This window comes from Agrobacterium sp. 22-223-1 (assembly GCF_053522385.1).
In genome coordinates this window covers 260087-274542 of sequence record NZ_JBNWCN010000002.1, presented here as the reverse complement: position 1 = coordinate 274542, position 14456 = coordinate 260087, and the positions used below count along the sequence as shown (strand labels likewise).

Here is a 14456-nt window from a genome sequence, read left to right as displayed (position 1 = left end):
CCCCAGTACCAGTAAGCGAAACCAAAAGCCGCCCCCAGCACGATGAACTCAAATCCAGTCTCGCCGCTCGTTCAGGTGATCGCCGTGGGACGGCGACCGCGATCATCAGCGAGACCAGTTGGTGTAGTATCCTCACGCGGCGGATTACTCCGCCGCCACGCCCATGCGCATGCGCTCCATTTCCTCAAGCGCACGGCGGTATTCGACCGGCATGACCTTGCGGAATTTCGGACGGAACTCGCTCCAGCGGTCGAGTATATCCTTGGCGCGCGACGAGTTCGTGTAATGGAAGTGGTTCGAGATCAGCTGATAGAGACGCTCCTCGTCGTGGCGCGTCATGTCCTCGGAAACGTCCACGCGTCCCTTGTGCATGAGGTCGCCGCCGTGATGGTGCAGCTTCTCCAGCATATCGTCTTCTTCCGGAACCGGCTCCAACTCGACCATGGCCATGTTGCAGCGGGTAGCGAAATCGCCCTTCTCGTCGAGAACATAAGCCACGCCGCCGGACATGCCGGCCGCGAAGTTGCGGCCCGTTTCACCGAGAACAACGACGATGCCGCCGGTCATATATTCGCAACCGTGGTCGCCGACACCTTCGACAACCGCGACCGCGCCGGAGTTGCGCACCGCGAAACGCTCGCCGGCCACGCCACGGAAATAACACTCGCCGGTGATCGCGCCGTAAAGAACGGTATTACCAACGATGATCGAGTTTTCCGCGACAATACGGGTGTTTTCCGGCGGACGCACGATGATGCGGCCACCCGAAAGGCCCTTGCCGACATAGTCGTTACCATCACCCACCAGATCGAAGGTGATGCCACGGGCGAGGAACGCGCCGAAGGACTGGCCCGCCGTCCCCTTGAGGGTGACGTGGATCGTGTCGTCTTTCAGGCCCTTGTGACCCCAGCGCTTGGCAAGCGCACCCGACAGCATGGCGCCGGCGGAACGGTCGACGTTCTTGATCGGCACTTCGAAGACCACGGGCTCGCGGTTTTCGAGCGACGGCAGGGACTTCTCGATCAGCTTGCGGTCGAGAATATCGTCGATCGGATGCTTCTGGCGCTCGGTCCAGAAGGTTGCTTCCTTGGGAGCCTCGACCTTGTGGAAGATGCGGCTGAAATCCAGCCCCTTGGCCTTCCAGTGCGCCAGCATCTCATCCTTCTCGAGCAGTTCGGAAGCACCGATGATCTCATCCAGCCTGGTAACGCCAAGCGAAGCGAGGATTTCGCGCACTTCTTCGGCCACGAAGAAGAAGTAGTTGATGACATGTTCCGGCGTGCCCTTGAAACGCTTGCGCAGAACCGGGTCCTGCGTGGCGACGCCCACCGGGCAGGTGTTGAGATGGCATTTACGCATCATGATGCAGCCGGCCGCAATCAGCGGCGCGGTGGCAAAGCCGAATTCATCCGCACCGAGCAGCGCGCCGATGATGACGTCGCGGCCGGTCTTCAAACCGCCATCCACCTGCAGGGCAACGCGCGAGCGAAGACCGTTCAGCACCAGCGTCTGCTGAGTTTCGGCAAGACCGATTTCCCATGGGGAACCGGCGTGCTTCAGCGAGGTAAGCGGCGAAGCGCCCGTGCCGCCATCGAAACCGGCAACGGTGATATGGTCGGCGCGCGCCTTGGCGACACCGGCCGCAACCGTGCCGACGCCGACTTCCGACACCAGCTTCACCGAAACATCGGCTTCCGGGTTGACGTTCTTCAGGTCGTAGATCAGCTGCGCCAGATCTTCGATGGAGTAGATATCGTGATGCGGCGGCGGCGAGATGAGGCCGACACCCGGCGTCGAATGACGCGTCTTGGCAACCGTCGCATCCACCTTGTGGCCGGGCAGCTGGCCGCCTTCGCCAGGCTTGGCACCCTGCGCCACCTTGATCTGCAGCATATCGGCATTGACGAGATATTCGGTCGTTACACCGAAGCGTCCGGAAGCGATCTGCTTGATGGCCGAGCGTTCCGGGTTCGGTTTGCCGTTCAACAACGGCATGTAACGGTCGGATTCTTCGCCGCCCTCACCTGTGTTGGACTTGCCGCCGATACGGTTCATGGCGATCGCAAGCGTGGTATGCGCCTCGCGGCTGATCGAGCCGAAGGACATGGCGCCAGTCGAGAACCGCTTGACGATATCAGCCGCCGGCTCGACATCGTCGATGGAAACCGGCTTGCGGCCGAGCGCTTCCGCCGACTTGACCTTGAACAGGCCGCGAATGGTGTTCATGCGCAGCGCTGTCTCGTTCACCATGCCGGCGAATTCGCGGTAGCGATCCTGGCTGTTGCCGCGCACGGCGTGCTGCAGCGAGGCAACGGCATCCGGCGTCCAGGCGTGGCTTTCGCCGCGCATGCGGTAGGCGTATTCGCCGCCAATATCGAGCGTGTTGGCAAGGATCGGATCCTTGCCGAAGGCAGCCGTGTGGCGCGTTACGGTTTCTTCGGCAATCTCCGTCAGGCCGACGCCTTCGATGGAGGTGGCGGTGCCGAAGAAATACTTCTCGACGAATTCCGAGGAAAGGCCGATGGCGTCGAAGATCTGCGCGCCGCAATAGGACTGGTAGGTGGAAATGCCCATCTTGGACATGACCTTGAGGATGCCCTTACCCACAGCCTTGATGTAGCGATAGACCACTTCATCGTCGGAGACTTCCTTCGGGAAGGCGCCGTGCTTGTGCATGTCGAGCAGCGTATCGAAGGCGAGATAGGGGTTGATCGCTTCGGCACCATAACCGGCCAGCAGACAGAAATGGTGGATTTCGCGCGGCTCACCGGTTTCGACAACGAGGCCGACCGAGGTGCGCAGACCCTTGCGGATCAGGTGGTGGTGCACGGCGGCCGTTGCCAGCAGGGCGGGGATCGCGATGCGGTCCGGGCCGAGCTGGCGGTCTGAGAGAACGATGATGTTATAACCGCCGCGAACGGCCGATTCTGCGCGCTCGCACAGGCGGTCGAGCATTTCAGGCATGCCTTCGGCGCCGCGCTCCACATCATAGGTGAAGTCGAGCGTCTTGGTGTCGAAACGGTCTTCCGTGTGGCCGATGGAGCGAATCTTTTCCAGATCGCCATTGGTCAGGATCGGCTGGCGCACTTCCAGACGCTTGGCCCGGGCGGCACCTTCATGGTCGAGAATGTTCGGACGCGGACCGATGAAGGACACGAGGCTCATGACAAGCTCTTCGCGGATCGGGTCGATCGGCGGGTTCGTCACCTGCGCGAAGTTCTGCTTGAAATAGGTGTAAAGCAGCTTCGACTTTTCCGACATGGCCGAGATCGGCGTATCGGTCCCCATCGAGCCGATGGCTTCCTGACCGGTCGTCGCCATCGGCGACATCAGGAGCTTGGTATCTTCGCTGGTGTAGCCGAAGGCCTGCTGGCGGTCGAGCAGCGACACGTCGCGGCGCAGCGCGCGCGGTTCGACCGGCTTCAGCTCTTCGAGGATGAGCTGCGTGCGGTCGAGCCAGGTGCGGTAGGGGTGCTTGGCGGCAAGCTCGTGCTTCACTTCCTCGTCGGAAACGATGGAGCCCTTTTCCATGTCGATCAGCAGCATCTTGCCGGGCTGCAAGCGCCACTTCTTGACGATGCGCTCTTCCGGCACGGGCAGCGTGCCTGCTTCCGACGCCATGATGATGCGGTCGTCATCGGTGACGAGATAACGCGCCGGACGCAGGCCGTTGCGGTCAAGCGTCGCGCCGATCTGCTTACCGTCGGTGAAGGCGACGGCGGCCGGGCCGTCCCACGGCTCCATCAGCGCTGCGTGATATTCGTAGAATGCCTTGCGTTCGGCAGACATGGACTGGTTGCCGGCCCAGGCCTCCGGGATCAGCATCATCACGGCATGGGCCATGGAGTAGCCGCCGCGCACGAGGAATTCGAGCGCGTTGTCGAAGCAGGCGGTGTCCGACTGGCCTTCATAGGAGATCGGCCAGAGCTTGGAGATATCGTCGCCGAACAGCACGGAGGAAACCGACGCCTGACGCGCCGCCATCCAGTTGACGTTGCCGCGCAGCGTGTTGATTTCGCCGTTATGGGCGACCATGCGGTAGGGGTGCGCCAGCTTCCAGGACGGGAAGGTGTTGGTCGAAAAACGCTGATGCACGAGGGCGACGGCGGATTCGAAGCGCGGATCGGCCAGATCCTTGTAATAGGCGCCCACCTGATAGGCGAGGAACATGCCCTTGTAGACGATGGTCGAAGACGACAGCGAAACGGGATAGAAATCCTGCGTTTCCTTGCCGCCGCCCTCGTCATAGATACGGTTGGACAGTACCTTGCGGATCAGGAACAGCTTGCGCTCGAAATCGGCATTGCTTGCGGCATCGCGGCCGGCACCGATGAAGACCTGCACGTGGTGCGGTTCGGTCGCTGCGATATCCGGCGCCTTGGAGAGCGAGGAGTTATCGACCGGCACATCGCGGAAGCCGAGGAACTGCTGCCCCTCTTCGCCGATGACGTCGACGATGACCTTCTTGTAGTGCTCGATGCGGGAAGGATCGCGCGGCATGAAGATGTGGCCGACGGCATATTCACCGGCCTTCGGCAGGGTGACGCCCTGCGCCGCCATTTCCTCGCGGAAGAAGCGGTCGGGGATCTGCACGAGAATGCCCGCACCATCGCCCATCAGAGGATCGGCTCCGACGGCACCACGATGCGTCAGGTTTTCAAGGATGAACAGGCCGTCCTTGACGATCTGGTGCGACTTGGCGCCCTTCATATGGGCAACGAAGCCAACGCCGCAGGCATCATGTTCATTGGCCGGATCGTAAAGACCCTGCCTTTCCGGCAAACCGCCCGCGAAACGCGCTTTCGCAGAAACGGGTGCGGCCGCAGCCGCGGTGGGACAGTCTGTGGTCAGGGTGGCGGCGGCGATTTCCGCCTGCGGCTTGTTCGTCATTTTTGTCCCTCCTGCAAAATTACTTGCATGGTTTCATGCGAAGATCCGGCTCGACACGAATTTTCGCTTCCCGCAAAATCCGCATTCAATCCGGCTCGACCAAATTTAGGACAGCAAAGCTGTCTCAATTCACGAGGATTTTGGCAGAAACAGGCGAATTTAGCAAGGGTGCGAATCCAATTAGTGAAAGCCCCATTTTGCAGCGAAGTTTCGATACTGACCTATTGCGCGAAACTTTCTTATCGCAACACCCGCAGAGCCATTGCTTTCATTGCCGGATTTGCCAATCGCAATCTTAGGTCATAGAACTTTGCCGTTCATCGCGCCACGCATTCCCAAACCAGAACCCCAGCCATCGGAAAGCCTTCAGAGATGTTTTTTGCTTCAGACAATTGGGCCGGCGCCCACCCTGCCGTCAACGAACGGCTTTCGCGGGAATCCACGCGCTTTGCCGCCGCTTACGGCACCAGCGAACTCGATCTCTCCATCGAAAAGCGCTTCAACGAGATTTTCGAGCGCGAGGTCGCGGTGTTTTTCGTCGCCACCGGCACGGCGGCCAATTCGCTTTCGCTGGCCAGCATCGCCCGCGCCGGCGGCCTGACCTTCTGTCACTCCGAAGCACATGTGATCGAGGACGAATGCGGCGCACCGGATTTCTTTTCCGGCATGCGCATGGTCGCCGTCGAGGGGCCGAACGGCAAGATGTTGCCGGAGAACCTCATCGAGCGCATTGCGCGTTATCCGCAGGATGCCGTGCATCACGGCCGCGCCGCAGCCATCACCATGACGCAGGCGACCGAGGCCGGCACGGTCTACACGCTCGATGAAATCGACGCCATCGCCAAAATCGCAAAAGACAACGGCCTGCCGCTGCATATGGACGGCGCGCGTTTCGCCAATGCGTTGGCCGCCCTCGGCACCACGCCCGCCGAAATGACCTGGAAACGCGGCGTCGACGTCCTATCTTTCGGCGGCACGAAAAATGGCTGCTGGTGTGCGGAAGCCATCGTCTTCTTCGATCCCTCGCTCGCCCGGGATTTTTCCTTCCTGCGCAAGCGCACCGCCCAGCTGTTTTCCAAGTCGCGCTTCATCGCCGCGCAGTTCGAGGCCTATCTGCAGGACGACCTGTGGCTTGGGCTCGCCAGCCACGCCAATGCCATGGCCAATCGCCTGCGCGCCGGTTTCGCTTCGCTGAACAGTGCCCGCCTTGCATGGCCGACCCAGGCCAATGAAGTTTTTGCCATCTTGCCAAAGGCCGCCGCAGAAGCCGCCACGGCAAAGGGTGCGAAGTTCTATGACTGGCTGGAGCCGCGCGACATGCCGGAAAAGGTCGGCAAGGACGAAGTGCTGATCCGCATGGTCACCAGCTTTGCGACGACCGAGGCCGATGTGGACGAATTCCTGTCGATCTGCGCCGCCGTTTAAACTATCGGAGGGCGTCGCCTTGCGGCGCCCTCACACCTCCTGCAGCCGGTAGCCGACACCGGTTTCCGTCAGGATATAACGCGGCTGATCCGGGGTTTTCTCGATCTTCTGACGAAGCTGGCGCACATAGACCCGCAAATATTGCACATCGGTCAGTTCGTCCCATACATGCTCCAGCAGGAAACGGTGCGTCAGCACCTTGCCGGCATGCTGCACCAGAACCCGCAGAATGTCATATTCCTTGGGCGAGAGCTTCACCTCCCGATCCTCCACCTTGACGATGCGCCTGACCAGATCGACAGAAAGATCGCCGGTCTGGAACACCGGCCTCTCCCCCTGGCTTTGCAGACGATGGCGCAGGGCGAGGCGGATGCGGGCGACGAGTTCGTTCATGCCGAAAGGCTTGGTGATATAGTCATCCGCCCCCAGTTCCAGGGCCTTCACGATACCCGCCTCATCCGTGCGGCTGGAGAGAATGATGACCGGCAGCGCCAACCCTTCGCCGCGCCATTTCGCCAGAAGATCATGCCCCGACATATCCGGCAGGCCAAGATCGAGAACGACGAGATCGGGCTTGTCCTCACTGACCAGCTCCATGGCAACCTTCGCATTCATCGCCTCGCTCACCGCATATTCTTGGGTCGACAGCCCTACGCGCAAAAGCTTGCGGATCGGCGGTTCGTCGTCGACGATCAGAATACGAACGACGGAATTGGTCATTCCCGATCTCCTTCAGCGGCGTAGCTGCTTGTCGCCGGCAATCGCGCCTTAATCATGGTCTATCACCGGCGCATCGGCGGGAACCGGCAGACTGACGGTAAACTGCGCACCGGTACGGCCCGTCCTGTTTTCCGCGCGGATCGAACCGCCCATGGCCTCGATGAACCCTTTGCAGATCGATAGCCCCAGGCCCGTTCCGGCCTGCACATGATCCGCCTTACGCACCCGGTAGAAACTGTCAAAGACCCGTTCCGTATCGTCGGGTGGAATACCCGGCCCCGCATCGGCCACGGAGAGGAAGATATTTTTGCCCTGCCGCCAACCGCGCATCTCGATGGCGGTATGTTCGGGAGCGTATTTGGCGGCATTGTCGATGAGATTGAACAGAACCTGTTCGAAAAGCACGGGATCGACCTTCAGCATCGGCAGGTCGGAGGGAATATCCAGAACGATCTCATGCCTGACGACGATTTTCGCTGCGCGCGAAAGTGCGGTTCCGACCATATCGCCCACGAAATGCAGACCGTAATTCGGCTCCATCGCTCCCGACCCGATCCGCGTCATATCAAGAAGATTGGAGATGAACCGGTTCAGCCGCTCGGATTCCTCGATGATCGTCGAAAGCAGTTCGGCGCGGGCATCCGGCGGGATGTCCTCGGCGAAATCCTTCAGCGTTCCCGCCGAACCCAGAATGGCCGCAAGCGGCGTTTTAAGGTCATGGGAGATGGATGTCAGGAGCGCGGTGCGTAGCCGGTCGGTTTCCGCCGCAAGCCTTGCCCGGTCGACATCCGAGACGAGCTGAATCCGCTCGATGGCGAGCGCCGCCTGATCGGCCAAAGCATCGAACAATCGCTGCTGTTCCGGCGTCAGAAGCGGGCCGAGCCGGTCATCGTCCAGCCCCACCACACCGACGGCGCCGCTGCCGGTGCGCAGGGGCAGATAAAGACGTTTGGCGCCTGGCAGCGTATCCGCGCCCCTGCCGGCAGCCTTGTTATGTTCCCAGGCCCATTGCGCGGCGGCAATATCGGCATCCACCAGCGTATCATCAGGTGGATACCCCGCCTTGACCGTGATCGTATTATTTTCCGGCAAAAGCAGAACGATCCGAACCTTCAGCATCGAGGCCATCTGGAAAGCGGCCGCCCACAACACATCGTCCAGCGTTCCCGTGACCGAAAGCTTCTTGGAGAACAGATATAAATCTTCCGTCGTTCGCGCCCTTGCCCGCGCGGCGGCGGCCTGCCGTTGTACGGCCGCGGTAAGATTGGAGGCGACAAGCGCCACGCCGAGATAAAAAAGCAGCGCCACGACGCTTTCCGGATCGCGAACGGTCAGGGTGTAACGCGGCTCAAGGAAGAAAAAATTGAATGCAAAAGCGCCGAGCAGGGAAGCATAAAGCGCTGGCCCCAGCCCGCCGCGCACGGCGGCGGCCAGAACCGCCATCAGGAACACCAGCGCCAGATTTCTGACATCGAGCGTCTGGTCGAGCACGATGCCGGCCACGATCGCCAGGCCGACGAACAGGGTGCTGTTAAGATAAGGCCGTATGGAACGATGCGATTGCGCCGAGGCCGGCTTTGCGGCCTGGCCCAGCTTCTCTTCTTTTTTATCGCCGGAAATGACGTGAACGCTGATATCGCCCGCATGATCGATCAGATCATGCGTCAGCGAACGCTGAAAAATCCGCTGCCACCACGATTTTCGCGGGCGGCCGATGATGATGTGGGTGAAATTATTGGCGTTGGCGTAGGAGATGATCTCCCGCGTCAGATCGAGCGCCGGCAGGGTCACCGTCTCGCCGCCAAGCTGCTGCGCGAGCCGCATCGTGCCCGCCAGCCGGTCTTTTTCCGCCTCCGACAATTGTTGCGAACGCGGCGTATCGAGATGCAGCGCCGTCCAGGGTGCACGCAGGCGATCCGCCTGTCGGCGGGCGTAACGCACCAGCCCCGGACCATTGCCGCCATGGTCGAGACAGACCAGAACCCTGTCTCCCGCCGCCCAGGGGCCGGAAATGGCATGGGACTGCATGTGGTTGAGCAATTGCTCATCCACCCGTTGGGCAGTGCGCCGGAGGGCAAGCTCTCGCAGGGCCGTCAGGTTACCGCGCGAAAAATAATTCTCGATGGCGCGCCGGGCGGTGCGGGGCAGGTACACCTTGCCATCCTGCAGGCGTTTGATCAGATCGTCAGGGGTAATATCGATGATTTCGACATCGTCGGCCCGGTCGATGATGCTGTCAGGCACCGTTTCACGAACACGGATGCGGGTGATCTGCGCAACGATGTCGTTCAGGCTTTCGACATGCTGGATATTCAGCGTCGTATAGACGTTGATGCCCTGCGCCAGAATCTCCTGAACATCCATGTAACGCTTGGGATGGCGGCTGCCGGTGGCATTGGTGTGAGCCAGTTCATCGACCAGAACCAGAGCGGGACGACGGGCCAGAATGGCATCGAGATCCATCTCCTCCAGCACCTGACCCCGATAATCGATGCGACGGCGGTGGATGATCTCGAAACCCTGCACCAGCGTTTCGGTTTCCCGGCGGCCATGGGTTTCAACGACGCCGATGACGGCATCCACACCATCCGCCAGCTTCGCCCGGCCGGACATCAGCATTTCATAGGTCTTGCCGACGCCGGGCGCTGCGCCCAGAAAAATCTTCAACCGGCCCCGCGCCTCGCGCCGGGCGTTTTCCAGCAGCGCATCGGGCGATGGTCGGCTCGGCATATCACGATTGTCGTCAGGCATTTAACCCACCAGTGGTCGAGGCTATGGCTTGCGAACAAGCCATAGCCATTTCAATTCATGAGCCGGCTGCGTCAAGGGCCATGTTGAGTGCCAGCACATTCACGACAGGCTCTCCCATGAAGCCGAGTTCCGGTCCTTCGACATGGCGCTCGATGATGCTACGCAGGGACGCCTCATCCATGCCCCTCGCCTTGGCCACGCGGGGAACCTGAAAATAGGCGGATTCAGGCGAAACATGTGGATCAAGGCCGCTGCCCGAAGCCGTTACCAGATCGGCGGGAACCTCGGCCTCCGGATTTTCGGCTTTTGCGGCCTCGTAATCCTGTTTCACCCGGTCGATGAGCTTGGCGCTCGTCGGCCCGAGATTGGAGCCGGAAGACGAAGCGGCATTATAACCATCGCCGGCAGCGGACGGCCTTCCGTGGAAATATTTCTCACCGGTGAAGGCCTGCCCTATCAATTGCGAACCCACCACGGCACCACCTTTTTCTACCAGGCTGCCATTTGCCTGAAAGGGGAAGATCGCCTGCGCGAGACCTGTCATGCCCAAGGGATAGGCAAGGCCGGTGATGGCGGTGGTGGCGAGGATGAGCACCAGTGCGGGACGAAGCTGTTTAAACATTGTCTTTACTCCTCAGGCGAGACCGAGCGCCGTAATAGCGAGGTCAATGGCCTTGATGCCGATGAAGGGAACGATGATGCCGCCGAGGCCATAGATGACCAGATTGCGCGACAGCAGCGCGCCGGCGCCAATCGGACGATATTTAACGCCCTTCAGCGACAGGGGGATCAGCGCGATGATGATGAGCGCGTTGAAGATGATGGCTGACAGGATGGCGCTCTGGGGTGTCGAAAGCCCCATCACGTTCAGAACGCCAAGCTGCGGATAGAGCGCCAGGAACATTGCCGGGATGATGGCGAAATATTTGGCGATGTCGTTGGCAATGGAGAACGTCGTCAGCGCACCGCGCGTCATCAGCAATTGCTTGCCGATTTCGACGATCTCTATGAGCTTGGTCGGATCGCTGTCGAGATCGACCATATTGCCGGCCTCGCGGGCCGCCACCGTGCCGGTGTTCATGGCAACGCCGACATCGGCCTGCGCCAGCGCGGGAGCATCATTGGTGCCGTCGCCGCACATGGCGACGAGCTTGCCCTTGGCCTGTTCCTCGCGGATAAGCTCCAGCTTGTTTTCCGGCGTCGCCTGGGCGAGGAAATCATCCACCCCTGCTTCCGCCGCTATTGCCGCGGCCGTCATGGGATTGTCGCCGGTGATCATCACCGTGCGGATGCCCATGCGGCGAAGCTCCGCAAAACGCTCGCGAATGCCACCCTTGACGATGTCCTTCAGCTGCACAACGCCGAGCAATTTTCCATCGCGCACAACGGCGAGCGGCGTGCCGCCGGTCTTGGCGATCTCTTCCGCAATTGCCCGGATGCCGCGCGTGGCGTCCGTTTCGGTTTTGACGGCAAGCGCCACATTGCCCTGTTGCGGAGCGCCGCCATCAACATAGGCAAGAACGGCATCGACTGCGCCCTTGCGAATGGAGGAACCTTCGAAATCGACACCGCTCATTCGGGTCTGGGCGGTGAAAGGTACGAAATTCGCATGGAGTTTCTGCATGTCACGGGCGCGGATGCCGTATTTTTCCTTGGCCAGAACCACGATCGAGCGGCCTTCCGGCGTTTCGTCGGCAAGGGAGGCAAGCTGCGCCGCATCGGCCAGTTCCTGCTCGGAAACGCCGGCAACGGGACGAAACTCGGTCGCCTGACGGTTGCCAAGGGTGATGGTGCCGGTCTTGTCGAGCAGCAGCGTATCCACATCGCCGGCCGCCTCGACGGCGCGGCCGGACATGGCCAGCACATTGAAACGCACTAGCCTGTCCATGCCGGCGATGCCGATGGCGGACAGAAGCGCACCGATGGTGGTCGGGATGAGCGTCACGAACAGTGCCACCAGCACGATAATCGGGATCGAACCTCCGGCATAGGCCGCGAAACTCGGAATGGTGGCTGTGGCCAGAACGAAGATCAGCGTCATGCCGGCCAGCAGGATATTGAGCGCGATCTCGTTCGGCGTCTTCTGGCGTTCAGCGCCTTCGACTAGCGAAATCATCCGGTCGAGAAAGGTGGAACCGGCAGCGGCAGTGATGCGAACCCTGATCCAGTCCGACAGCACCTGCGTGCCGCCGGTAACCGCCGAGCGGTCGCCACCGGATTCGCGGATGACGGGGGCGGATTCGCCAGTGATGGCCGCCTCGTTGACGGAGGCGACACCTTCGATGACCTCACCGTCGGAGGGGATGATATCGCCCGCCTCGACGAGAACGACATCGTTCACCTTCAGGCTGGTGCCCGCCACCATTTTATATTGGCTGCGGTCATCGCCGGTCAGCAGTTTCGCCTGGGTCTCCGTGCGGGTCCGGCGCAACGAATCCGCCTGCGCCTTGCCGCGCCCTTCGGCGACGGCTTCCGCGAAATTGGCGAACAACACGGTAAACCAGAGCCAGAGATTGATCTGGAAGGAAAAGCCGAGATTGGCGCCACCGGTGATGAGATCGCGGATGAACAGCACTGTCGTCAGCACCGACACTGTCGCCACCACGAACATGACCGGGTTGCGCGCCAATGTGCGCGGGTTGAGCTTTTTGAATGCGGCGGCAATGGCCGGCACGAGAATGCGAGAATCAAGGATGCTCGCTTGTTTGGACTGGCTCATGAAGAGGCTCCAGCGTTTGAAACGGGGCGACCGATAAGGGTCGATCAGCCCGTGATAACTTCGAGAGCGACGACGGCGGCGAACAGAGCCGCCATCATCGCAAGAATGAGATTGGAGGCGCACCAGCCGCCGGGCGTGGCGCTCCCCTTGCCGGGAGCGCCCTTGCGGGCGGAAACGATGCGGTTACTTCGAGACTTTTCGTCATTCATGGCATCACCTCAGAAGAGCTGGCCCGCCGCCATGACAAGATGTTCGGCAACGGGGCCGAGTGCGAGCGCTGGCAGGAAGGTGAGACCACCGACAATCAGGATCGTGCCGGCAAGCAGGCCGACGAAGAGCGGACCATCCGTCGGGAAGGTGCCGGCTGAGGCCGGAACGGTCTTCTTGGCGACCAGCGAACCGGCAATGGCGAGCGCCGGAATGATCACCAGAAAACGACCCATCAGCATGCCAAGGCCAAGCGTGATGTTGTACCAGGTGGTATTACCCGTCAGCCCGCCGAAAGCGGAGCCGTTATTGGCGGCGGCGGAGGTATAGGCATAGAGGATTTCGGAGAAGCCGTGCGGTCCCGCCGTACCGATCGACGCCACGGCCGAGGGAAGGACGGTGGCCGTTGCCGTGAAAGCCAGCATGGCGAGCGGCAGGCAGAGAATGGCCAGAACCGCCATTTTCATTTCCTTGGCCTCGATCTTCTTGCCGAGATATTCCGGCGTGCGTCCGACCATCAGACCCGCCACGAAGATGGCGATGACGATGAAGAGCAGGATGCCGTAAAAGCCCGCGCCGACACCGCCGACGATCACCTCACCCAACTGCATGTTGATGAGGGGAACAAGACCGCCCAGCGCCGTGAAGCTGCCATGCATGGCATTGACCGCGCCGCAGGACGCAGCTGTGGTGATGACCGCGAAGAGCGACGAGAGCGCCACGCCGAAACGGACCTCCTTGCCTTCCATATTGCCGCCAGCAAGGCCGAAGCTGTGCATCAGCGGATTTCCGGCCGCTTCCGCCCAATAGGTAACGGCGACGCCGGCGATGAACAGAACGCCCATGGCGGCGAGGATCGCCCAGCCCTGGCGCTGGTTGCCAACCATGCGCCCGAAAACATTGGTGAAGGCGGCGCCGATCGCGAAGATCGACACCATCTGGATCATGTTGGAAATGGCATCGGGGTTTTCGAAGGGATGCGCGGAATTGGCGTTGAAGAAGCCGCCGCCATTGGTGCCCAGCATCTTGATCGCCAGCTGCGACGCCACGGGACCGACGGCAATCGTCTGCTGCACGCCTTCCAGCGTCTGCGCGTTCACATAAGCGCCGAGGGTCTGCGGCACGCCGAGCCACACATAGATGAGGGTCAGCACGATGCAGAGGGGCAAAAGCACGTAGAGCGTTGAGCGGACCATATCCACCCAGAAATTGCCGATCGCCTTGCCGGAGGCGCGTGAAAAAGCGCGGATGAGGCCGATGGCGATTGCCATGCCTGTCGCCGCGGAAACGAAGTTCTGCACGGTGAGACCGGCCATCTGGGTCAGATAGGACAGCGTGCTTTCGCCGCCATAATTCTGCCAGTTGGTGTTGGTGACGAAGCTGACCGCCGTATTGAAGGACAATTCCGGCCCCACGGCCGCCATTCCCTGCGGATTATAGGGCAGCACCGCCTGAAAGCGCATCAGGGCATAAAGCAGGGCAAAACCGAGCAGGTTGAAGAGAAGCATGGAGAAAGCATAGGTCGTCCAGTGCTGCTCCTCACGCTCGCTTGTCCCGGCAAGGGCATAAAGGCCGCGCTCGACGGGTGCGAGAACCGGCGACAGCAGGGTGCGCTCGCCATTAAAGACACGCGCCATATAGAAGCCGAGCGGCTTCACCAGCACAAAAATGATCCCGCAAAACAGCAGAATCTGAAACCATCCATTGAGGGTCATGGTATTGAACTTTCAATAGCCGCCGCTTC

The 14456-nt window shown here is 61.0% G+C and carries 8 protein-coding genes; 1 reads left to right on the top strand and 7 read right to left on the bottom strand.

Annotation, left to right across the window (positions count from 1 at the left end; all coding sequences use genetic code 11):
- Positions 1-144 precede the first annotated feature (144 nt).
- The gene (gene gltB / locus ACQZ60_RS13350; RefSeq protein ID WP_020809055.1) at positions 145-4890 is read right to left on the bottom strand and encodes a glutamate synthase large subunit; all 4746 of its coding nucleotides are present in this window, start codon (positions 4888-4890) and stop codon (positions 145-147) included.
- Positions 4891-5262: 372 nt separating this feature from the next.
- Here gltB and ACQZ60_RS13345 point away from each other — a divergent pair, with 372 nt between their 5' ends.
- Positions 5263-6315 (top strand): threonine aldolase family protein, encoded by a 1053-nt coding sequence (locus ACQZ60_RS13345; RefSeq protein WP_020809054.1) that lies wholly within the window; start codon positions 5263-5265, stop codon positions 6313-6315.
- 30 nt (positions 6316-6345) lie between these two features.
- Here the strand turns inward: ACQZ60_RS13345 and ACQZ60_RS13340 are convergent, their stop codons facing one another.
- Genes ACQZ60_RS13340 through kdpA form a run of 6 tightly spaced genes read right to left on the bottom strand, consistent with a single transcriptional unit; the run spans position 6346 to position 14427 of the window.
- Positions 6346-7035, bottom strand: coding sequence for a response regulator transcription factor (locus tag ACQZ60_RS13340; protein WP_020809053.1), 690 nt, complete (start codon positions 7033-7035; stop codon positions 6346-6348).
- Positions 7036-7083: 48 nt separating this feature from the next.
- Entirely contained in the window at positions 7084-9786 is a 2703-nt protein-coding gene (locus ACQZ60_RS13335) for a DUF4118 domain-containing protein (protein WP_448735427.1), read from the bottom strand.
- 55 nt (positions 9787-9841) lie between these two features.
- On the bottom strand, positions 9842-10408 hold the full coding sequence (gene kdpC / locus ACQZ60_RS13330) for a potassium-transporting ATPase subunit KdpC (RefSeq protein WP_003506097.1): 567 nt from the start codon (positions 10406-10408) through the stop codon (positions 9842-9844).
- A gap of 12 nt (positions 10409-10420) precedes the next feature.
- Positions 10421-12505, bottom strand: coding sequence for a potassium-transporting ATPase subunit KdpB (gene kdpB, locus ACQZ60_RS13325; protein WP_060723126.1), 2085 nt, complete (start codon positions 12503-12505; stop codon positions 10421-10423).
- A 44-nt stretch (positions 12506-12549) separates the two neighbouring features.
- A complete protein-coding gene (locus tag ACQZ60_RS13320) occupies positions 12550-12714 on the bottom strand; it encodes a hypothetical protein (RefSeq protein WP_020012266.1) in 165 nt (54 codons plus the stop codon).
- A 9-nt stretch (positions 12715-12723) separates the two neighbouring features.
- Positions 12724-14427: a potassium-transporting ATPase subunit KdpA gene (kdpA, locus tag ACQZ60_RS13315; protein WP_448735426.1), complete on the bottom strand. Its 1704-nt coding sequence runs from the start codon at positions 14425-14427 to the stop codon at positions 12724-12726.
- Positions 14428-14456 lie beyond the last annotated feature (29 nt).

What these genes read in the sequence shown, in the direction of transcription:
- ACQZ60_RS13335 (WP_448735427.1), bottom strand. Translation starts at nt 9,786, where the DNA reads ATGCCTGACGACAATCGTGATATGCCGAGCCGACCATCGCCCGATGCG.
- ACQZ60_RS13340 (WP_020809053.1), bottom strand. Translation starts at nt 7,035, where the DNA reads ATGACCAATTCCGTCGTTCGTATTCTGATCGTCGACGACGAACCGCCG.
- ACQZ60_RS13320 (WP_020012266.1), bottom strand. Translation starts at nt 12,714, where the DNA reads ATGAATGACGAAAAGTCTCGAAGTAACCGCATCGTTTCCGCCCGCAAG.
- gltB (WP_020809055.1), bottom strand. Translation starts at nt 4,890, where the DNA reads ATGACGAACAAGCCGCAGGCGGAAATCGCCGCCGCCACCCTGACCACA.
- kdpA (WP_448735426.1), bottom strand. Translation starts at nt 14,427, where the DNA reads ATGACCCTCAATGGATGGTTTCAGATTCTGCTGTTTTGCGGGATCATT.
- ACQZ60_RS13345 (WP_020809054.1), top strand. Translation starts at nt 5,263, where the DNA reads ATGTTTTTTGCTTCAGACAATTGGGCCGGCGCCCACCCTGCCGTCAAC.
- kdpB (WP_060723126.1), bottom strand. Translation starts at nt 12,505, where the DNA reads ATGAGCCAGTCCAAACAAGCGAGCATCCTTGATTCTCGCATTCTCGTG.
- kdpC (WP_003506097.1), bottom strand. Translation starts at nt 10,408, where the DNA reads ATGTTTAAACAGCTTCGTCCCGCACTGGTGCTCATCCTCGCCACCACC.